The sequence below is a fragment of the Janthinobacterium rivuli genome (genome assembly GCF_009208735.1).
Lineage (GTDB): Bacteria > Pseudomonadota > Gammaproteobacteria > Burkholderiales > Burkholderiaceae_D > Janthinobacterium.
The window spans coordinates 97,926-119,237 of the sequence record NZ_WFLJ01000020.1 but is presented as its reverse complement, the minus strand read 5'-3'; the positions used below and the strand labels follow the sequence as shown (position 1 = coordinate 119,237).

Genomic DNA, 21,312 nt, shown 5'->3' with positions numbered 1-21,312 from the left:
AAGTGATATGAAACTGCCGATCGTTGCGGCATGTCTGGCGCAGTATGCCTCATTTTTTGGCGCGATCGCCATCGCCCGGCCATATTCGGGCCAATCTCGACTAAAATGCCGGGGTTTTCACCGTCTTCCCAGCTTGCCATGACCCAATCGACTTCCCCTCCGTTTCATATCGCCGTCATCGGCGGCGGCCCCGCCGGCCTGATGGCCGCCCAGGCGGCATCCGAGCAGGGGGCCAGGGTGGAACTGTTCGACGCCATGCCGTCCGTCGGCCGCAAATTCCTGCTGGCCGGGCGCGGCGGCATGAACATCACGCACGCGGAAGGCTACCAGGCCTTCGTCTCGCGCTATGCCCGGCAGGCGCATCGTGTGAAACCGGCGCTGGACCAGTTCGGCCCGCAAAAGGTGCGCGACTGGGTGCATGGGCTGGGCGTGGAGACCTTCGTCGGCTCGTCGAACCGCGTCTTCCCGACCGACATGAAGGCCGCACCCTTGCTGCGCGCCTGGCTGCACCGCTTGCGCGAAGCGGGCGTGCAATTTCACATGCGCCACCGCTGGACGGGCTGGCGCGATGGCCAGCTGGCCTTCGCCACGCCGGACGGCGAACGCCTGCGCGCATTCGACGCCGTGATCCTGGCCCTGGGCGGCGGCAGCTGGGCGCGGCTCGGTTCCGACGGCGCCTGGGTGCCGCTGCTGCAAGGGCAGGGCGTGTCCGTGGCGGCGCTGGCGCCGGCCAATTGCGGCTTCGACGTGGACTGGAGCGTACATTTCAGCAGCCGTTACGCGGGCGAGCACCTGGCCACGGTGGCCATCACGGCGCATGACATCGACGGCTTGACGGTCAAGCGCCAGGGGCAGTGCGTCATCACGGCGGGCGGCGTCGAAGGCGGCCTGATTTATGCGCTGTCGGCCGCGCTGCGCGAGCAGATCGCGCGCGACGGTCACACCACCATCTGGCTCGACCTGGCGCCCGACCACAGCCAGGAACGCGTGTTCGAGGAAGTGACGCGCCCGCGCGGCGCCCGTTCCATGTCCAGCCATTTGCAAAGCCGCCTGGGCATCAAGGGCGTGAAATCGGGCTTGCTGCGCGAATGCCTGAGCGCCGCCGACTTTGCCGATGAAGCCAAGCTGGCCGCCGCCATCAAGCTGCTGCCCGTCACCTTGCAGCGGCCGCGCCCCATCGATGAAGCCATCAGCAGCGCCGGCGGTGTGGATTTTGACGGCATCGACGGCAGCATGCTGCGCGCCATGCCGGGCGTGTTCGTGGCGGGGGAAATGCTGGATTGGGAAGCGCCGACGGGCGGCTACCTGCTGACGGCCTGCCTGGCGCAAGGCAAGGCGGCCGGCGAGCAGGCGGTCAGTTGGCTGGAAGAGAACCTTAGTGCCAGGTAATTTCGCCTGAGCCGCTTTTCTGCGCCTCGCGCTGGCGCGGGTTGCCGTGGACGTGGATGTCGCCGCTGCCGCGCAGGGTCAGGTTGGCGGCGTCGCGCACGAAGACGGTGCTCGTGCCCGAGCCTTGCAGGCTGACGCTGGCCTTGTCGGCGGCCAGGTGCTCGGCATCGATGTCGCCCGAACCGCTCAGGTCGGCGCGCAGGAATTTCGTGTTGCCGCTGGCGGCGATGCGCCCGGAGCCCACCATTTCCAGCACCACGCTGTCGCTGTTGCCGGCATTGATGTCGAGGTCGCCACTGCCGTTGACGGTGGCTTGTACTTGCTTGTAGCGTCCCGTGAAACTGACGTCGCCCGATCCTGTTAATTCCAGGATGAAACTGTCGCCGGAAAAGCCCGTGATCTTGCTGTCGCCATTGCCGTGCACTTCCATGCGCACGAGGGCTGGCAGCACCAGTTCCACCTGCAGCGGCTGTCGATGGTGGAACAGCATGCCTTTCGGGCCGATATGCAGGGTCGTGCCATCGGCCGTCGTGTCGACGTTCGACAGCAAGCGCTGCTCGCCGCTGACCTTCAGCGATGGCGTGGCGCCGCGGCGCAGCACCAGGTCGATGGGGCCGGCCAGGTCGATGCTGGTGATATTGGCGGCAATCGGGCGCGTTTCGCTGCGCACGGCGCGGCCGGCAGCGCTGCTGGGATTGCTGATTCCCTTGGCGCGCAGCGCCGCATACGACATGGCGATCAGGACCATTGCCAGCAAGAGCATGGACAGGCCAACTTTGAGCAAGCGTTTCATGGCAGCCTTTCTAGTGACCTTTGAGCAGGGAGATATTCATGGCGACGTAGCGCTTGATGCCGATCAAGGTATAGCGCGTGACGACTAGGCTGAGCAGGAAGATGACGATGCCGCCGAGCAGCATGCCCACGCCGAAGACGGTTTGCGTGGTGCGCGCATCGCGGTCCATGTCGGTGGAGATGCGGATGCCGCCACCGGCCAGCGCTTCGGCCCGCTCCATCACGCGCGACGACGCGCCCGGCGCCTGTGAATCTGACTCAGCCTTGACGGGGCCGGGCAGGTGGTCGACTTCGATGCCCGTGTCGCCGATGGTGATGCGCGTTTCGCGCCGCTCGCCGCCTTCGCCGCCGTCATCGTCATGGATGAAGACGTGGCGCAGCGGGCCATCGAGCACCAGTTCGTTGGCGCCGGACAAGCCGCTGGCCGTGATGGCGATGCCGGCCAGGTAAAAGCTCAGGCCGACGGCATACAGGGTGGCCAGCAGGGCCGCGTAGACGGCGGCAGGCACGACCATGAACAGGTTGAAGATGGCCAGACCCACCAGCGAGACGAGCAGGCGCAACAGGTTGACGGGGGTTTTCTTTTGTTCGAACGCCTCGCGGTGGGTGCTGCTGCGCAAGGTGAGGGCGATTTTTTTCGGGTCGCCCAGGTCGTCGGCGACCTCGCGCTCGCTGCGGCCGGCCGCCGCGCCTTCGATGAAGGTCTGTTCATAATAATCGAGGGTCTTGGCCACCAGGTCCGGTGGCAAGCCTGCCAGTGCGCGCCGCAGAGAGTCGAGGTAATCTTGCTTGTTCATCATATTCTTCCTGTGCGCCGCGTCAGCCCATGGCCGGCAGCAGCATGCTTGCCTGGCTCAGCAGCAATGGCGCTGGTGGCGTCTGCTGTACCTGAATGACGATCAAGGTGGCCAGCACCACGCAAGCGAGCAACGCCAGGGCTTTCAAGCTGTTTTTCAAGTGCAAGGTGGTGTGCATGGTATTCCCCGTGGCATGGCCGTTGTCGATGATCAGACTGTACCCAAGCGCACGCGAGCGCACCAGCGCGGTGCGACAGAATGCAATTTCGCGGGGGCGAGCGACACCAGGGCGGGATGCACTGTCAAGTTTATTTTGACGCCTTGCCCGTGTTCACCATCCTGGCCGCCGCCACGCCGCTGCGCACGGCCGCCTCGATGGTGGCCGGATAGTCTTGTGTCCGGTCTTCATTGGACGTGTAGTCGCCGGCCAGCAGCAAGCCCGGCACGCCACTGTCATTTCCGGGACGCAATAAATCCGGCGTGCAGGCGAACGTGGCGCGCTTTTCCGTGATCAGCTGGGTCCAGACGGGCTGCGCCAGTTCCGGACGCTGCAACACTTGCGCCAGTTGCGCGGCGATCGCTTGCGCCAGCGGCCCATGGCCTTGCTCGGCCGCAGGGCCGGAGGCGCTGATGACGACGGCCAGCAAGCCCGCCTGCTTCGCGTCGAGCTGACCCCGGTCGAACACGAACTGGCCCCAGTGCTGCCGCTCCGGCGCATCGACGAGCGCGTAGAACGGCAAGTCCAGGCGCACGCTGGCCTCGTATTGCAGGTAGCAGGTGCTGATCGCTTCCGGCGTGAACGCTTGCATGCGATTGATGACGTCGTCGAGGCGCGCGTCGTGCACGCCTTGCAGCAGGCTGGCCGCTTGCACGGACGAGGTGGCCACGATGACGCCGTCAAAGACATCCGCATCATCGAGTCGCCAGCGGCCATCGGACAGCGCGTGCAAGGCGGCAATCTTGGCGCCCGTGCGCACTTCGCCGCCAAGCCGTTCCACATAGCGGGCGGCCGCCTCGGGCAACAGGGCGCTCAGGTTCGCCTGCGGGATCAGCATGTCGGAGGCGCGGCGGCGGCTCGCGCCCAGGCTGTCGCGCAGCACATTGATGAAGACGCGGGCCGAGGCCCGCTCGGGCGGGGTATTCAAGGCGGCCAGGCACAGCGGATGCCACATCAGCCGGCTCAAAGTGTCCGTCTGATCGAAGCGCTGCAGCAATTCGCTGACGGTGCAATCGTTGTACAGTTGCCAGCCCATCCACCGCATGGCGGTGGAAAAGCGCATCAGGGCCAGCTTGTCGGCGCGCTCCAGCCCCTTGGCGCGCAGCAAGGCCCACGCCAGGTGCAGCGGCGCGGGCAGGCGCGGCGCGATGAAGTCCATCCCGCCGCTGTCGGCCGGATAGCGCATCTGCAGGGGCAGGGTGAGGATCAGCTCGCTGGGATCTTGCCCCGCCAGCTTGATGAGGCGCAAGGTTTCCGTGTACGCGCCCAGCAGGATGTGCTGGCCGTTGTCGAGCACAGTGCTTTCGCGTTCGACCCGGCGCGCCCGTCCGCCCAGGACGCGCGCCGCCTCATAGACGGTGACGGCATGGCCGGCGCGCGCCAGTTCCATGGCCGCCGCGCAACCGGCCCAACCGGCGCCGATGACGGCGTAGCGTTGCTTCACCTTACTCTCAGCCACGAACCCAGGTCTTCCAGGCCAGCCACAGTTTGCGGATCGGCGTGAGCGAGATGCGCTGTTTCAGCACGTGGTAGCCGTCGCGCTCGACTTCATTGAGCAGGGTGCGGTAGATGGCGGCCATGATCAGGCCCGGGCGCTGGGCGCGGCGATCCTCTGCTGGCAGCAGGGCGAACGCCTCGTCATAGGCTTTCTGCGCGCGCGCCACCTGGAAACGCATGAGGTTTTCGAAGTTCTCGCTGTGGCGCGCGTTCAGCAGGTCGGCCGCCGTCACATTGAATTGCTGCAATTCGCTGATCGGCAGGTAGATGCGCCCCTTGCGCGCGTCTTCGCCCACGTCGCGGATGATGTTGGTCAGCTGGAAGGCATGGCCCAGTTTTTCCGCGTACAGCAGGGTTTCCGGGCGCGTCGCGCCAAAGATGCTGGCCGACAAGATGCCCACCACGCTGGCCACGTGCCAGCAATAGCGGCTCATGGCCTGGTAATCGAGGTAACGGGTCTGGTTCAAATCCATTTCCATGCCGTCGATGATGGCCTGCAAATGCTTTTCTTCCAGCTTATAAATGTCCAGGTGCGGCTGCAGCGCGCGCATCACGGGATGCGTGGGGTTGCCCTCGTACATGGCCTTGACTTCCTTGCGCCACCAGACCAGCTTGGTGCGTGCCACGGCTTCGTCCGTGCATTCGTCGACCGTGTCATCGACTTCGCGGCAAAACGCGTACAGGGCCGTGATGGCCTTGCGGCGTTCGGCCGGCAGGAACAGGAAGCTGTAGTAGAAACTGGAGCCGCTCTGGGCGGCCTTTTGTTGGCAGTATTCGTCGGGAGACATAGTCAAAAGAGCAAGGGTTGCAGATCGAAGCCGCTATTCTATCGTCTTACAGAGTGGGCGACGGGGGAAAAGCCGTTTTTACTTGTGTCTCTTGATGCAGGCTCTTGCGCGACATGCGCAGGGCGCGCCAGAAAATGATCAGCCAGTCGCGTTTCTCCAGCTTGGGACGGCGCCGGAACACGTCGTAATTGACGGCTTCGATGGCTTCGAGGATGCGCAAGCCGCCTTGCACGACCAGGCGCAATTCCCAGCCGATGCGCCCCCGCAAACGCAGGGCCAGCGGCGCGCCGGACAGCATCAGGGCGCGCGTGCGGGCCACTTCGAAGCGCATCAGGGCGCTCCACTTGCCGTGCGCCTCGGGCCGCTCGAAGGCGGCGGCGGAGACGGCAAAGCGGGTCAAGTCTTCCATCGGCAGGTAAATGCGCTCTTTTTGCTGGTCGATGGCGACGTCTTGTAAGAAATTAATTAGTTGCAAAGCTGAACATATCGCATCGGAATCGCGTACATTCTGTTCATCGGCCGCGCCATACAGGTGCAGCATCAGCAGTCCCACGGGGTTGGCGGAACGGGCGCAGTAATCGAGCACGTCGTCGTAGCTGGCATAGCGCGTCGTTTCCACATCCTGCTTGAATGCTGACAACAGATCGTGAAACGGCTTCAGGGGCAGCTGGTGTTTGGTGATGACGGCAGCCAGGCGTTCGAACATGGCGGCGTTCTCGCCCGCATGCCCCTCTTCGCGGGCGATGCGGCCCAGCGCCTCTTCGTAGGCGTGCAGGGCCGCCAGGCGTTCGGCCGGCGTGGCGTCGCCCTCATCGGCCAGGTCGTCGGCGCTGCGGGCGAAAGCATAGATGGCTTCGACGGCGGGCACCAGGCGGCGCGGCAGTAAAAATGATGCAACAGGAAAATTTTCGTAATGGTCTACAGGCATGAACACACTTCTCTAGTCTTGCAGTTTTTCCGGCACCCCCAACGCTGGAAGGTGGCCGGACGTTGTACGTCTCAAGATTAATGACGCAAAAGTCACTAAAAACTTTTAGGCACGATTATAATTAATAACCAGAAAGTCATTAGGGGGAAATCACTCCCGGTCATGACCAAGCTGGTATTGTCACAAATTTAAGGATATCGCGTGCGAAAAAGTTTGGCTTGGCCCAAAGGGCAAGCAAAAAGTTTCTCCGCATAAAAATATTACAGCCCGCATAGTAAAGGAAAATACCTTGTTTGCCCTGAAAACCCTGCGCCGCGAGACCGGCGCATCCGCACTTCCCGCCCTGCGGCTGACTGCCGCCGCCGCCCTGGCGCTGACCCTGGCGGCCTGTTCCAAGCCTGCCGTCAAAGTGGAAGACGTGCGTCCCGTGCGCGCGATCGTGTTGTCTAGCAGTAATGTTGACGTGAGTGCGGAGCTGGCGGGCGAGGTCGTGCCCCGTGTCGTATCGCAGCTGGGCTTCCGCGTGGGCGGCAAGATCGTCGCGCGCAAGGTGGACGTGGGCGCCAGCGTCAAGAAGGGGCAAGTGCTGATGCAGCTCGATCCTGTCGACTTGCAACTGTCGCAGGCACAGGCCAAGGCGTCGCTGGTCAGCGCGGAAACGAGCCGCGACCTGGCGCGCGCGGAACTCAAGCGCTACCAGGACTTGCGCGAGAAAAATTTCGTCAGCCAGGCCGTGCTCGACGGCAAGGAAGCCACCTACAAGGCGGCGCAGGCGAATGTGGAAGCGGCCCAGGCCCTGTACCGGGGCCAGGCGAACCAGTCCGGCTACGCCAGCTTGCTGGCTGACGTCGATGGCGTTGTCACGCGCATCGAGGCCGAAGTGGGGCAGGTGGTGGCGCCTGGCACGCCCGTGGTGCAAGTGGCCAGGAGCGGCGAAAAGGAAGTCGTGATCGGCATTCCTGAAGACAAGGTGGAAACCTTGCGCGGCGTCAAGGATGTGGTCGTGCGCCTGTGGGCCGACCCGAAGCAGGGCTTGCCGGGCAAGATACGCGAAGTGTCGCCCGTGGCCGATGCCGCCACGCGCACCTATATCGCCAAGGTCAGCATCCCGGACGCGCCGCAGGCCCGTCTGGGCATGACTGCCGTGGTGCAGTTCGCCTCGCAGACGGCCACGCCGCAGATCAAGGTGCCCTTGACGGCCCTGTTCAATGAAAAGTCGCAAAGTTCCGTGTGGGTGGTGGAAAACGGGGCCGTGAAGCTTGTGCCGGTGACGGTGGGCGGCGTGGCGGGCAATGAATTGCTGCTGACCTCGGGCGTGAAAGCGGGGCAGACCGTGGTCACGGCCGGCGTCAACCTGCTCAAGCCTGGTCAGAAAGTGACCATCCTCGGCGCCGAACTGGCCAGCAAGCCCGACGTGGCCGCTGCCGCCGTCAGCGTAGGGGCCGCCAAATGAAGGGCGGCTTCAATCTGTCGCGCTGGGCCCTCGAACACATTCCGCTGACGCGTTACCTGATGGCCGTGCTGCTGATCGGCGGCATGCTCAGCTATGCCAGCCTGGGCCAGGATGAAGATCCCCCGTTCACCTTCCGCGCCATGGTCCTGCAGGCGTACTGGCCCGGCGCCACCGCCTTGCAGATGGCCGAGCAGGTGACGGACAAGCTGGAAAAGAAGCTGCAGGAAACGCCGTACATCAATGAAATCACCAGTTATTCGAAGCCGGGCGAGACCTTGATCCTGCTGGAGCTGCGCGAATCGGCGCCGCCCAAGGAAACGGCCGCCGCCTGGTATCAGGTGCGCAAGAAGATCGGCGACATCAAGGGCACCTTGCCGGCCGGCGTCGTGGGCCCGTTCTTCAATGACGAGTTCGGCGACACCTACGGCTCCATCTTCGCCCTGTCCGGCGACGGTTTTACCTACGCGGAAATGAAGGATTACGCGGACAAGGTACGCCAGGAGCTGCTGGCCGTGGGGCAGGTGTCGAAGGTGGAACTGTTCGGCGTGCAAGATGAAAAGATCAATATTATCTTTTCTCACAAGAAATTTGCCCAGCTGGGCATTCCGTTCGACGCCATCGTGCAGCAATTGTCCGAGCAAAACAGCATCAACGCCACGGGCGTGCTGGTGACGCCGACGGACAATCTGCAAGTGCGCGTGACGGGCGCCATGGTGACCGTCAAGGACCTGGAAAACCTGGAGCTGCGCGCCAACGGCACCACCTTCCGCCTCGGCGACTTTGCCACCGTGAAGCGCGAATTCGTCGATCCGCCGAAGGACAAGATGCGTTTCAACGGCAAGGAAGTGATCGGCCTGGGCGTGTCGATGGAAAAGGGCGGCAACATCATCGACATGGGCAAGGCCTTGCAGGCAACCGTCACGCGCATGAAGAGCGAATTGCCGGTCGGCATAGAATTGCAGCGCGTGTCGAACCAGCCGGAAGCCGTGTCCGCTTCCGTGGGCGAGTTCGTGCATACCCTGATCGAAGCCATCCTGATCGTGCTGGCCGTCAGCTTTGTCGCGCTGGGCTTGCACACGAAGCCGCTGCGCATCGACGTGCGGCCGGGTCTGGTGGTGGCGCTGACCATCCCGCTGGTGCTGGCCGTCACCTTCCTGTTCATGCGCCTGCTCGACATCGATCTGCACAAGATTTCGCTGGGCGCCCTGATCATCGCGCTGGGCTTGCTGGTCGATGACGCCATCATTGCCGTCGAGATGATGGTGCGCAAGATGGAAGAGGGCATGTCGCGCTTTGATGCGGCCACGTTCGCCTACACGTCGACGGCCATGCCGATGCTGACGGGCACCCTGATCACGGTGGCGGGCTTCCTGCCCATCGGCCTGGCCAAGTCGGCCGCCGGTGAATACACGTTCTCCTTGTTCTCCGTCAATGCGCTGGCCCTGATCATCTCGTGGGTGGTGGCCGTCGTCTTCACGCCCTACATCGGCTATGTCCTGTTGAAGGTCAAGCCGCACGCGCACAACGACCATGAATTGTTCGACACGCCGAACTTCCGCCGCTTCCGCCGCGCCGTCACCTGGTGCGTGGAGTGGCGCAAGACGACGATCGCCGCCACCCTGGCCATCTTTGCGCTGGGTATTTACGGCTTTAACTTTATCGAGAAGCAATTCTTCCCCGATTCCAGCCGTCCCGAGCTGATGGTGGAGCTGTGGTCGCCCGAAGGCACGACGTTTGCCGCGAACGAGAAACAGGTGAAGAAATTCGAGGCCTTCGTCAGCAAACTGGACGGCGTGGAAAGCGTGACGAGCTATGTGGGTACGGGCAGCCCCCGTTTCTACCTGCCGCTGGACCAGATCTTCCCGCAGACGAATGTGTCGCAAGTGGTGGTCTTGCCGAAGAGCCTGGCCGACCGCGAACGCCTGCGCCAGCAAATCGTCGATGTCTTCAAGAAGGATTTCCCGGAAGTGCGGGGCCGGGTAAAACTGTTGCCGAACGGACCGCCCGTGCCGTATCCCGTGCAGTTCCGCGTCACGGGACCGGAAGTGGCGGGCGTGCGTGCCATCGCCGACCAGGTCAAGGACATCATGCGCGCCAATCCGAACACCCTGGGCGTGAACGATAACTGGAATGAATCGGTGAAAGTGCTGCGCCTGGACCTGGACCAGGACAAGATGCGCGCGCTGGGCGTCACCTCGAAAACCGTGATGCAGGCGGCCAATACGATTCTGTCGGGCACCGTCATCGGCCAGTTCCGCGAAGACAATAAGCTGATCGATATCCAGGTGCGCCAGCCGCTGGAAGAGCGGGCGACGATTTCCGTGTTGAATGACACGAATATTCCGACGGCAACGGGCAAGTCCGTGCCCATCTCGCAGCTGGCCCGCGCGCATTTCGTGTGGGAACCGGGTGTCGTCTGGCGCGACAAGCGCGAATGGGCCATTACCGTGCAGTCGGACGTCATCGACGGCATCCAGGGCGCCACCGTGTCGACGCAGCTGGCGCCGCAGCTCGACGCCTTGCGCGCCAAGATGCCGGCCGGCTACCGCATCACCGTGAAAGGCGTGGCGGCCGACAGCGGCGAGGCGGAGGCGTCGATCGCCGCCAACCTGCCGCTGGCCATCTTCATCATCTTCACCTTGCTGATGCTGCAGCTGCACAGTTTCTCGCGCTCTCTGCTGGTCTTCCTGACGGGGCCGCTGGGCGTGGCGGGCGCCGCGTTTGCCTTGCTGCTGCTGCACCGTCCGCTGGGCTTCGTGGCCAACCTGGGCGTCATCGCGCTGTTCGGCATGATCATCCGCAATTCGGTGATCCTTGTCGACCAGATCGAGCAAGACATCCAGGATGGTTCGGCGCCATGGGACGCCATCATCGACTCGGCCGTGCGCCGCTGCCGCCCCATCGTACTGACGGCGGCAGCCGCCGCGCTGGCCATGATCCCCCTGTCGCGCTCCGTGTTCTGGGGACCGATGGCGGTCGCCATCATGGGCGGCCTGATCCTCGCGACGGCCTTGACTCTGCTGTTCCTGCCGGCCCTGTATGCGGCCTGGTTCCGGGTCAGGAAGCCGGAGCCGGTAAGCGCAAAAGAAGGCTAGCAGCCAGCGCCAGGGTGCAGGCATAAAAAAGGCGGCATTCCTCTGGGAAATCCAGTAGAATGCCGCCTTTGCTTTACCGAGGGCTTGCTCGTTTAGTCCACGGTAGCCAGATCGTTCCCGAGTTGTTAAAATCAGGGGAGCCGCCTGTGGCAAGCAGTGCAAAGTAGTAAAAATGCGGATGTGGTGGAATTGGTAGACACGCTGGTCTTAGAAGCCAGTGCTTCGGCTTGGGAGTTCGAGTCTCCCCATCCGCACCAATCCGGGTCGTTCCAGCCCGGACGTGCAGCACCATCAAGTTGTTCTTCAGCCTCGTTGCAGGCATCTTTCTGTTTTTCTTCCCGTCCTTTCCGTGTTTTCGTCATGGGACGCGTCTTCCATCGCGCTATTTTTCGCCCGGCATGGCAGGATAGGGCGGGGTATGGGCGGCGATCTGCCTGGAAAATGGCCAAATTGAGGTAAATCAAAGGTTTTTTGCTCGAAATCTTCGCCAAGAGCGCATTTCTTTGTTTCGGACGGAGCGACAGTTCGCATATACTAATGAACGAAGCAGGCTGGAAAGCCTGTCTCTGGCGAAATATAGAATGCCGGGGCAAGAGTAAAGACAGGGCCATCCAGGCTGTGGCGATTCGTTCGCCGCCGCTTGTATCCTCTGTGGCCGGGCTGCAAAGCCAGCCACTTTCCCGAAGTCCTTTGTTATAATGCCACGCTTTACCGAATGATGGCCGGCCCTGCATTTACTTAGAAGCAAGGCTGGACGCTCGGAGCCCTGTCGCAGTACTGGAAGCGGCGGATTGTTTGGTGCCTGGTGCGGGTTTTCCCTCAGCCGGGTAGACCAGGTCCATTGTCCTGCTTGCAGTGCTTTTACAGATGAATATGCGAGCGAGTGAAGCTGGACCCATGTCTTGCCGCCAGTGATGGCGCAAGGGGTCGGGTCTTCTTTTCTCGCACCAACAGTGTTTATTTTTTGGACGATTTTTTACATGGCAACTGCAGTCGAAACCTTGGGCAAACTCGAACGTCGTATCACGATCTCCTTCCCGCTGACGGACGTCCGCACGGAAGTTGAGAAGCGCCTGAAAGTGCAAGCCCGTACGGCTAAGGCACCGGGCTTCCGTCCGGGCAAAGTGCCGTTGAAAATGGTCGCAGCACAATACGGCTACCAAATTGAATCGGAAGTGCTGAACGACAAAGTCGGCCGTGCGTTCAACGACGCCGCCAACGAAAACAATCTGCGCGTGGCCGGTTTCCCGAACATCGTGCCGAAAGAAGAAGCAGCCGAAGGCCAGCTGGCTTTCGACGCCACCTTCGAAGTGTATCCGGAAGTCGCCATCGGCGACCTGACGGCCGTTGAAATCGAAACCGTGCAAGCCGACGTGTCGGAAGCCGAAATCGACAAGACCATCGACATCCTGCGCAAGCAGCGCGTGCACTTCCACACCAAGGGCGAAGCTGGCGAACACGGCGACGGCGGTGAGCCGATCGCTGCCAATGGCGACCGCGTGACCGTTGACTTCGTCGGCTCGATCGACGGCGTTGAATTCCCAGGCGGCAAAGCTGAAGGCTACGCCTTCGTGCTGGGCGAAGGCCGCATGCTGCCGGAATTCGAAGCAGCGACCCTGGGCCTGAAAGTGGGCGAGTCGAAGACTTTCCCATTGTCGTTCCCTGAGGATTACCACGGCAAGGACGTTGCCGGCAAAACCGCTTCGTTCACCATCACCCTGCAAAAGCTGGAATGGGCGCACCTGCCGGAAGTCGATGCCGAATTCGCCAAATCGCTGGGCGTTGCCGATGGCGACCTGGCCAAAATGCGCGAAGACATCAAAGTCAACCTGCAACGTGAAGTCGCTGGCCGCGTGAAAGCACGCAACAAGGAAGCCGTCATGGACGCGCTGATCAAAGTTGCTGAGCTGGAAGTGCCAAAAACGCTGATCGCTCAGGATTCCGAGCGCCTGGCCGAAATGACCCGCCAGGACATGGCGCAGCGCGGCATGAACGTCAAGGACGTGCCTTTCCCAGCAGAACTGTTCGCGGAAAAAGCCGAGCGTCGCGTACGCCTGGGCCTGATCCTGTCGCAACTGGTGGGCGACAACAAGCTGCAGGCTACGCCTGAGCAAGTCAAGGCGCAGATCGAAGATTTCGCCCAAAGCTACGAAGATCCACGCGAAGTGCTGAAGTACTACTACAGCGACCGTCGTCGTCTGGGTGAGATCGAAGCCCTTGTATTGGAAGAAAACGTCGTCACCTACGTGTTGGGCCTGTCGAAAGTCACGTCGAAAGCAGTTGCTTTCGACGAACTGATGGGAAGCAACGCACAAGCGTAAACCAGTTGGTATCCGGATGCTTGCTCTTGCCGCAAGGTAAGGGCGGTATCCCCTAACTGCTTCACAAGGAAATGAAATGACAGGTATGAACCGTAATCCAGCGCTGGACACAGAGATGCTCGGCCTGGTGCCGATGGTGGTGGAACAAAGCGGTCGCGGCGAGCGCTCGTATGATATTTACTCGCGCCTGCTGAAGGAACGCTTGATTTTCATGGTCGGCCCGGTCAATGACCAGATGGCCAACCTGGTTGTCGCCCAGCTGCTGTTCCTGGAAAGCGAAAATCCGGAAAAGGAAATCTCGCTCTACATCAACTCGCCAGGTGGTTCGGTCTCGGCCGGTATGGCCATCTACGACACCATGCAGTTCATCAAGCCGGACGTCTCGACCCTGTGCACGGGCATGGCCGCTTCGATGGGCGCTTTCCTGCTGGCCGCTGGTGCCAAGGGCAAGCGTTTCTCGCTGCCGAACTCGCGCATCATGATTCACCAGCCGTCCGGTGGTTCGCAAGGCATGGCGTCCGATATCGAGATCCAGGCGAAGGAAATCCTTTACCTGCGCACCCGCTTGAACGGCATCATGGCGGAGCGCACGGGCCAGACGATCGAACAGATCGCCAAGGACACCGACCGCGACCGTTTCATGTCCGCCGACGAGGCCGTTGAGTATGGTTTGATCGACAAAGTGTTGACCAGCCGCGCTTGATGAGCCCCTACCGGTATTGCTAAGTACGTAAGTAAACGCCCGGGCGCTCAAACGTTCGGGCGTTTCGCTTTTATTTCGGGTAGCATGGAGCTTGTGCGCGTTGTTGACTTGCGCCATGGGGTGTTGCCTTTACGGGCGGCAACCATTATCCGGCTTGCGATTTTGCAATATTGTTAATGCAGTTCCAACCAAAATGCCTTATGTCAGACAAAAAATCCTCTAGCGGCGAAAAATTACTGTATTGCTCGTTCTGCGGCAAAAGCCAGCACGAGGTGAAGAAACTCATCGCCGGCCCGTCCGTCTTCATTTGCGACGAGTGCATCGACCTGTGCAACGACATCATCCGTGATGAAACGTCGAGCATCGAGACGGTGACCGGTACCAAATCCGACCTGCCGACGCCGCAAGAAATTGCCGCCTTGCTCGATCAGTACGTGATCGGCCAGCAGACTGCCAAGCGCATCCTGTCGGTGGCGGTGTACAACCATTACAAACGCCTCAAGCACCTGGGCAAGAAAGACGACATCGAACTGGCCAAGAGCAACATCTTGCTGGTCGGTCCTACCGGCTCGGGCAAGACCCTGCTGGCACAGACCCTGGCGCGCATGCTCAACGTGCCGTTCGTGATCGCCGACGCCACCACCCTGACCGAAGCCGGTTACGTGGGTGAAGACGTGGAAAACATTATCCAGAAGCTGCTGCAAAGCTGCAACTATGACGTCGAGAAAGCCCAGCGCGGCATCGTCTACATCGATGAGATCGACAAGATTTCGCGCAAGTCCGACAATCCGTCCATCACGCGCGACGTGTCGGGCGAGGGCGTGCAGCAAGCCTTGCTGAAACTCATCGAAGGCACGATGGCTTCCGTGCCGCCACAAGGCGGCCGCAAGCACCCGAACCAGGATTTCGTGCAGATCGACACGACCAACATCATGTTCATCTGCGGCGGCGCCTTCGACGGCCTGTCGAAAGTGATCGCCAACCGTTCCGAAAAGAGCGGCATCGGCTTCTCGGCCACGGTGCGCAGCAAGTCGCAAAGCTCGGCCAGCGAACTGATGCTGCAAGCGGAACCGGAAGATCTGGTCAAGTTCGGCCTGATCCCGGAACTGGTGGGTCGTCTGCCCGTCATCGCCACCCTGGCGGAATTGACGGAAGAGGCGCTGATCCAGATCCTCGTCGAGCCGAAGAATGCGCTGATCAAGCAGTATTCGAAGCTGCTCGAGATGGAAGGCGCGGAACTGGAGATTCGTCCTGCCGCCCTGCATGCGATCGCCAAGAAGGCGCTGGCGCGCAAGACCGGCGCCCGTGGCCTGCGTTCCATTCTGGAACATGCTTTGCTGGACGTCATGTACGAACTGCCGAGCGAACAAAATGTGGTGAAGGTCGTTATCGACGAAAATACCATCACCAGTGGCGCCAAACCTTTGTTGATTTATCAAGAGACTGCCAAAGCCTCCGGAGAAAATTGAAAACTGCCGAGACAAATGCATAAAAAGGGTTTTGATTCCTTAATGCATGGCAGTACAATTTAAATCAATGAGTGCAGGCTTCAATCGTAAAGCCACTCGCGGCGCTTAGCTGCGCGTGGCTTTTTTACTGTGAAAACTGCATTTGTTACAGTCATGCGGGTGTGTTTTGCGAAATAGACTTTATGTTTGTTTCACAGAATTATTTATTCTCGCCGGTCTTGTGTTTTGGCAGCGAGCGCCAACATCGTAAACACGCTTTCTATAAGGTACGCCATGACAACTTCCAAATTAACTGAGCAAACTCAACTGCCGTTATTGCCGTTGCGGGATGTCGTCGTTTTCCCGCATATGGTGATACCGCTGTTCGTTGGCCGTCCAAAGTCGATCAAGGCACTGGAAGCTGCGATGGAGCAGGGCAAGAGCATCATGCTTGCCGCTCAAAAAGCAGCCGCGAAGGACGAGCCGTCTCCTTCGGACATCTATGAAATTGGCTGTGTCGCCAATATCCTGCAAATGCTGAAGCTGCCCGATGGCACCGTCAAGGTGCTGGTCGAAGGCGCGCAGCGTGCCCGCATCAACCATATCAGCGATGCGCCGACGCACTTCATCGCCGACCTGACGCCGCTCGAGTCCGAGCCGGGCGACGAGTCGGAAGTCGAAGCCATGCGCCGCGCGATCGTGCAGCAGTTCGACCAGTACGTCAAACTGAACAAAAAGATCCCTCCAGAAATTCTCGCTTCGCTGTCGGGCATCGACGATGCCGGCCGTCTGGCCGACACGGTGGCCGCGCACCTGCCGCTGAAGCTGGAGCAAAAACAAGTCATCCTGGAAATTTTCAGCGTGGCCAAGCGCCTCGAGCACCTGCTGGGCCAGCTCGAAGGCGAGCTCGACATCCTGCAGGTGGAAAAGCGCATCCGCGGCCGCGTCAAGCGCCAGATGGAAAAGTCGCAGCGCGAGTACTACCTGAACGAGCAAGTCAAGGCGATCCAGAAAGAACTGGGCGAGGGCGAAGATGGTGCCGACCTCGACGAGCTGGAGAAAAAAGTCGCTTCGGCAAAAATGCCGAAGGAAGCGCTCGACAAGGCCACCAACGAGCTGAAAAAACTCAAGCTGATGTCGCCGATGTCGGCCGAAGCCACCGTCGTGCGCAACTACATCGACACCCTGGTCAACTTGCCTTGGAAAAAGAAATCCAAGGTCAATAACGACCTGGCGAATGCGGAAAAAGTGCTCGAAGGCGACCACTACGGCCTCGACAAGGTCAAGGAACGCATCCTGGAATACCTCGCGGTGCAACAGCGCGTCGACAAGCTGAAAGCGCCTATCCTGTGCTTCGTCGGTCCTCCGGGCGTTGGCAAGACCTCGCTGGGCCAGTCCATCGCCCGCGCGACGAACCGCAAGTTCGTGCGCATGGCCCTGGGCGGCGTGCGCGACGAAGCCGAGATCCGCGGCCATCGCCGCACCTACATCGGCTCGATGCCGGGCAAGATCCTGCAATCGCTGTCGAAAGTCGGCGTGCGCAATCCCTTGTTCCTGCTCGATGAAGTCGACAAGATGGGCGCCGATTTCCGTGGCGACCCGTCGTCGGCCCTGCTGGAAGTGCTCGATCCGGAACAGAACCACACGTTCTCCGACCATTACATCGAAGTCGATTTCGACTTGTCCGACGTGATGTTCGTGGCCACGTCGAATTCGTACAACATTCCGCCAGCCTTGCTCGACCGCATGGAAGTGATTCGTCTGTCCGGTTACACGGAAGATGAAAAGACCAGCATCGCGCAGCGTTACCTGTTGCCGAAGCAGATCAAGAACAATGGCTTGAAGGAAGAGGAAATCTCGGTGGCCGAGTCGGCCCTGCGCGACATCATCCGCTACTACACGCGGGAAGCCGGTGTGCGTTCGCTCGAGCGGGAAGTGTCGAAGATCTGCCGCAAGGTGGTCAAGATGCTGCTGCTGAAGAAATCCGACAAGAAAGTCATCGTCAACTCGAAGAACCTGGATAAATTCCTGGGCGTGCGCCGCTATGATTTCGGTGTCGCAGAGAAAGAAAACCAGGTAGGCCAGGTGGTCGGTCTGGCATGGACGGAAGTGGGCGGCGATCTGCTGACCATCGAAGCCGTGTCGATGCCGGGCAAGGGCGGCATCATCCGCACGGGTACCCTGGGCGACGTCATGAAAGAGTCGATCGAGGCAGCCCGCACGGTGGTGCGCAGCCGGGCACAGCGCCTGGGCATCAAGGCGGACGTGTTCGAGAAGAGCGACATCCACATCCACGTGCCGGAAGGCGCGACACCGAAGGACGGTCCTTCGGCTGGCGCGGCCATGACGGTGGCGATGGTGTCGGTCTTCACGGGCATCCCCGTGCGCGCCGACGTGGCGATGACGGGCGAGATCACCTTGCGCGGCGAAGTATTGCCGATCGGCGGCCTGAAGGAAAAGCTGCTGGCGGCCCATCGCGGCGGCATCAAGACGGTCCTGATTCCAGAGCAAAACGTGAAAGACCTGGCCGACATTCCGGACAACGTCAAGAACAAACTGGAGATCGTACCCGTGCGCTGGATCGACAAAGTGCTGGAAATCGCCCTCGAACGCATGCCTGAAGCGTTGGCGGACGTCGCTGCGGTGGAGGCTGTCACGGCCGCTGCGGCCAAGCCTGACACGGCCGGTGAGGTAGTAAAACACTAACGTTTTACCCCTGTTTTCCCCAAACAAGCGCTTTTAGAGCGCTTGTTTTATATTGAAACGTGAATTGCGCCCCCAAAGCGCTTGACACATATACAGTGTGGCTTGTTTAATACGCCTGCACATTTTTTTCGCCGGACAGCTGTGGTGCCAAAAGTGCCGCAACGATACGGTAAACGTTTTATACCTTTGTAATTGGGGATGCTAGTGAACAAGACTGAATTGATCGACCACATTGCTGAAAAAGCTGACATTTCCAAAGCCGCCGCTGCGCGCGCTCTCGACGCTGTTATCGGCGGCGTGACGGAAACTTTGAAAAACAACGACAGCGTGACGCTGGTTGGTTTTGGCACTTTCTCGGTCAGCGAACGCGCTGAGCGTACCGGCCGCAATCCGCGTACCAAAGAAGCGATCACGATCGAAGCAGCAAAAGTTCCAAAATTTAAAGCTGGTAAAGCTTTGAAGGATGCTGTAAACTAACGGACTTCGGTGAGGTGACAATCACCGGAAACATTTGGCGGCGCTCTCGGGTGCCGCGATTTCAGGGTTGAAGTTCGACGAATCGCAGCCCTGGATACAAATGCAAGTAGTACTGTGTATTTTTCGGAGTGGTAGTTCAGTTGGTTAGAATGCCGGCCTGTCACGTCGGAGGTCGCGGGTTCGAGTCCCGTCCGCTCCGCCAAAAAAATACGCTCTCAAGGAGTGGTAGTTCAGTTGGTTAGAATACCGGCCTGTCACGTCGGGGGTCGCGGGTTCGAGTCCCGTCCGCTCCGCCAGAATATAGAAGCCCGCGCTGCTGAATAAGTAGCGCGGGTTTTTCTTTTCCAGCGCCAGATTATCTCGGCGCGCCTGCTTTTAAAATCCCATCGTGCCGTTTTGAATAAAGACGCCGGCGTTTACATCCCCTTTAAGCCGCGTCGGGTTAAATGCCCGAGTCCGGCGCCTTGCCGTCCAGGCGGCGCCAGGGCAGGGCGCGCGCCCTGATTTACTCTTGCTATAGCGCTATGGGCATTGTAGAATCAGGAGATAATGGCTTGGGCGTCAGAATCCTGCTTTAGTTCCAGCGCCAAGTTGTTGAATCTAAAGGGGAAGTGGACATCTGTCCCGTCCATTCCGCCGAAGAAATCAAGGCGAACGCATGTTCGCCTTTTTTTATAGTGATCCACTCATCCCGAATTGGCTGACCATGTTTGAATTTATTCGTACCCATCGACGCTTGATGCAGTTTCTCTTGATGCTGGTCATCGTCCCGTCTTTTGCACTGGTCGGTATCAGCGGCTACCAAAGCTTCGGCGACGGCGCGAACACCATCGCCAAGGTCGGCGACCAGGTCGTTACGCAGCAACAATATGAAGAAGCGCAACGCCAGCAGATCGACCGCTACCGCCAGATGATGGGCGAGCAGTTCGACCAGAAAATGTTTGACACACCGGAAGCGCGCCAGAGCATCCTCGACAACCTGATCGCCGAGCGCGCCGTGGCCGCCGAAGTGGGCCGTAGCCACCTGGTCATCAGCGATGCCGTGCTGCAAAAGGAAGTGCTGGAAATCCCTGGCCTGACCTTGCCGGACGGTAAATTCGACCTGGAACGCTACAAGGCCATGCTGGCCGCCCAAGGCATGACGCCGCAGATGTACGATGCGCGCCGCCGCAGCGACCTGGCCCTGCAGCAGCTGGCCGGCGCCGTGCAAGGCACCGCCTTCGCGCCGAACACCGTCTCCAAGCGCCTGTCCGACATCACCTCGGAAGAGCGTGAAGTGCAGGAACTGCTGTTGCCGATCGCCCAGTACGTGCCGGAAGTCAAAGTGACGGACGCCATGATCAAGGCTTTCTATGACAAGAACGGCAAGTTCTTCGAAATCCCGGAACAAGCGAAGATCGAGTACGTCGTGCTGGACGGCAGCGCCGCCGGCGAGCAAGTCGACGTCAGCGACGCCGACGTGACGGCCTATTACGCGAAGAACCAGAAAGCCTACACGACGCCAGAAGCGCGCCAGGCCAGCCACATCCTCGTAGCCGTCAAGAAAGACGCCTCGGCCGCCGACAAGGCCGCCGCCAAGGCCAAGGCTGAAGCCATCCTGGCCGACGTGCGCAAGGCGCCAGCCAGCTTTGCCGCCGTGGCCAAGGCCAAGTCGGAAGATCCTGCCTCCGCGGAGCAGGGCGGCGACCTGGGCGTGATCGGCAAGGACGGTTTGCCAACGCCGCTGCTGAACGCCGTTTCAAAACTCAAGCAAGGCGAAATCAGCGATGTCGTCGCTTCCGATTTCGGCTTCCACATCCTGACGGTCACTTCGCTCAAGCCAGAGCACGTGCGTGCGCTCGATGAAGTGCGCGGCGAAATCACGGCCGACCTGCGCAAGCAATTCGCCGCCAAGAAATACTCGGAAATGGCGGAAACGTTCACCAACACGGTCTACGAGCAATCGGACAGCCTGAAGCCGGTGGCCGACAAGCTGAAGCTGAAAGTGGAAACCGTCGCCAACCTGTCGCGCACACCGTCGCCAGCACTGGGCACGGCGCCGTTCAACAACGCCAAGTTCCTGACCGCCATCTTCTCGAACGACTCGCTGAAAGACAAGCGCAACACGGAAGCCGTCACCGTCGCACCGAACGTGCTGATCGCCGGCCGCGTGGTGGAATTCAAGCCTGCCTCGAAGCGTCCGCTGGCCGAAGTCGAAGCGATGATCCGTCAGCGCGTGACCCTGGAAGAAGCGGAAAAGCTGGCCAAGAAGGCGGGCGAGACCAAGCTGGCCGCCTTGAAGGCCTCGGGTGACGCGAGCGGTTTCGGCGCGGCGCAATGGGTGTCGCGCAGCAAGCTAGACGGCATCAACCGTGCCGCCATCGCGCAAGTCATGAAAGCGGACACGAGCAAGCTGCCAGCCTATGTGGGCGTGGACCTGCCAGCCCTGGGCTACGGCATCTACCGCATCGCCAAGGTGCAGCAGCCGGCGCAAGTGGACGCGGCACGCCGCCAGCAAGAGAAAGACCAGATCAGCGGCATCCTGGCACAACAGGAAATGTTCGATTACGTCGAGTACCTGAAAGCCAAGGCCAAGGTGAAGATCGTCAAGCCGGTCACCGCCCCAGCCGCCCCAGCGCCGGAAGCGCCATAATCAGTTTGCACGCATGAAAATAGCCGCTCCTAGAGCGGCTATTTTTTTTGTCTGCGAGTTGTGAACCTT

The 21,312-nt window shown here is 60.7% G+C and carries 15 protein-coding genes and 3 tRNA genes; 12 read left to right on the top strand and 6 right to left on the bottom strand.

All coding sequences use genetic code 11. From position 1 onward, the window contains the following. The first annotated feature begins 138 nt into the window (after positions 1–138). Positions 139–1,389 carry a TIGR03862 family flavoprotein gene (locus tag GCN78_RS23985; RefSeq protein WP_152253942.1) on the top strand — a complete coding sequence of 417 codons (1,251 nt, stop codon included), beginning with the start codon at positions 139–141 and terminating at the stop codon, positions 1,387–1,389. On the opposite strand, the gene GCN78_RS23980 is transcribed toward GCN78_RS23985, so the two are convergent. The 6 genes from GCN78_RS23980 to hpnC all read right to left on the bottom strand — a co-directional run bounded on the left by GCN78_RS23980 (position 1,376) and on the right by hpnC (position 6,408). After that, positions 1,376–2,182 carry a head GIN domain-containing protein gene (locus GCN78_RS23980; protein ID WP_152253941.1) on the bottom strand — a complete coding sequence of 269 codons (807 nt, stop codon included), beginning with the start codon at positions 2,180–2,182 and terminating at the stop codon, positions 1,376–1,378. The genes GCN78_RS23985 and GCN78_RS23980 overlap by 14 nt on opposite strands. Positions 2,183–2,192: 10 nt before the next feature. Beyond that, positions 2,193–2,981: a DUF1700 domain-containing protein gene (locus GCN78_RS23975; RefSeq protein ID WP_226939798.1), complete on the bottom strand. Its 789-nt coding sequence runs from the start codon at positions 2,979–2,981 to the stop codon at positions 2,193–2,195. Between the two features lie 19 nt (positions 2,982–3,000). Next, entirely contained in the window at positions 3,001–3,156 is a 156-nt protein-coding gene (locus GCN78_RS29440; protein WP_193316848.1) for a hypothetical protein, read from the bottom strand. Positions 3,157–3,286: 130 nt separating this feature from the next. Further along, positions 3,287–4,639, bottom strand: coding sequence for a hydroxysqualene dehydroxylase HpnE (gene hpnE, locus GCN78_RS23970; RefSeq protein ID WP_319633148.1), 1,353 nt, complete (start codon positions 4,637–4,639; stop codon positions 3,287–3,289). 7 nt (positions 4,640–4,646) lie between these two features. Then, positions 4,647–5,480, bottom strand: a complete 834-nt coding sequence (gene hpnD, locus GCN78_RS23965; RefSeq protein WP_139092815.1) for a presqualene diphosphate synthase HpnD — start codon at positions 5,478–5,480, stop codon at positions 4,647–4,649. Positions 5,481–5,526: 46 nt separating this feature from the next. After that, on the bottom strand, positions 5,527–6,408 hold the full coding sequence (gene hpnC / locus GCN78_RS23960; protein WP_152253939.1) for a squalene synthase HpnC: 882 nt from the start codon (positions 6,406–6,408) through the stop codon (positions 5,527–5,529). A gap of 289 nt (positions 6,409–6,697) precedes the next feature. Between hpnC and GCN78_RS23955 the strand changes: the two genes are divergently transcribed. From GCN78_RS23955 to GCN78_RS23905, 11 genes are all read left to right on the top strand, one after another. Beyond that, complete coding sequence (locus GCN78_RS23955) at positions 6,698–7,861, top strand: efflux RND transporter periplasmic adaptor subunit (protein WP_152253938.1); 1,164 nt, start codon at positions 6,698–6,700, stop codon at positions 7,859–7,861. Next, positions 7,858–10,956, top strand: coding sequence for an efflux RND transporter permease subunit (locus GCN78_RS23950; protein WP_152253937.1), 3,099 nt, complete (start codon positions 7,858–7,860; stop codon positions 10,954–10,956). Before GCN78_RS23955 ends, GCN78_RS23950 begins: the two co-directional genes overlap by 4 nt. Positions 10,957–11,130: 174 nt before the next feature. Then, positions 11,131–11,213 (top strand) — tRNA-Leu (locus GCN78_RS23945). 723 nt (positions 11,214–11,936) lie between these two features. Then, complete coding sequence (tig, locus tag GCN78_RS23940) at positions 11,937–13,277, top strand: trigger factor (RefSeq protein ID WP_035827113.1); 1,341 nt, start codon at positions 11,937–11,939, stop codon at positions 13,275–13,277. A gap of 85 nt (positions 13,278–13,362) precedes the next feature. Beyond that, positions 13,363–13,980, top strand: coding sequence for an ATP-dependent Clp endopeptidase proteolytic subunit ClpP (gene clpP / locus GCN78_RS23935; RefSeq protein ID WP_369811567.1), 618 nt, complete (start codon positions 13,363–13,365; stop codon positions 13,978–13,980). A gap of 200 nt (positions 13,981–14,180) precedes the next feature. Then, the gene (gene clpX / locus GCN78_RS23930) at positions 14,181–15,449 is read left to right on the top strand and encodes an ATP-dependent Clp protease ATP-binding subunit ClpX (protein WP_010398446.1); all 1,269 of its coding nucleotides are present in this window, start codon (positions 14,181–14,183) and stop codon (positions 15,447–15,449) included. Positions 15,450–15,722: 273 nt separating this feature from the next. Then, positions 15,723–18,134, top strand: a complete 2,412-nt coding sequence (gene lon, locus GCN78_RS23925; protein ID WP_152253936.1) for an endopeptidase La — start codon at positions 15,723–15,725, stop codon at positions 18,132–18,134. A 204-nt stretch (positions 18,135–18,338) separates the two neighbouring features. Beyond that, positions 18,339–18,611, top strand: coding sequence for an HU family DNA-binding protein (locus GCN78_RS23920; protein WP_010398442.1), 273 nt, complete (start codon positions 18,339–18,341; stop codon positions 18,609–18,611). 125 nt (positions 18,612–18,736) lie between these two features. Next, a tRNA-Asp gene (locus GCN78_RS23915) sits at positions 18,737–18,813 on the top strand. A gap of 17 nt (positions 18,814–18,830) precedes the next feature. Then, positions 18,831–18,907 (top strand) — tRNA-Asp (locus GCN78_RS23910). Positions 18,908–19,317: 410 nt separating this feature from the next. Continuing rightward, positions 19,318–21,243: a SurA N-terminal domain-containing protein gene (locus GCN78_RS23905; protein ID WP_193316847.1), complete on the top strand. Its 1,926-nt coding sequence runs from the start codon at positions 19,318–19,320 to the stop codon at positions 21,241–21,243. Positions 21,244–21,312 lie beyond the last annotated feature (69 nt).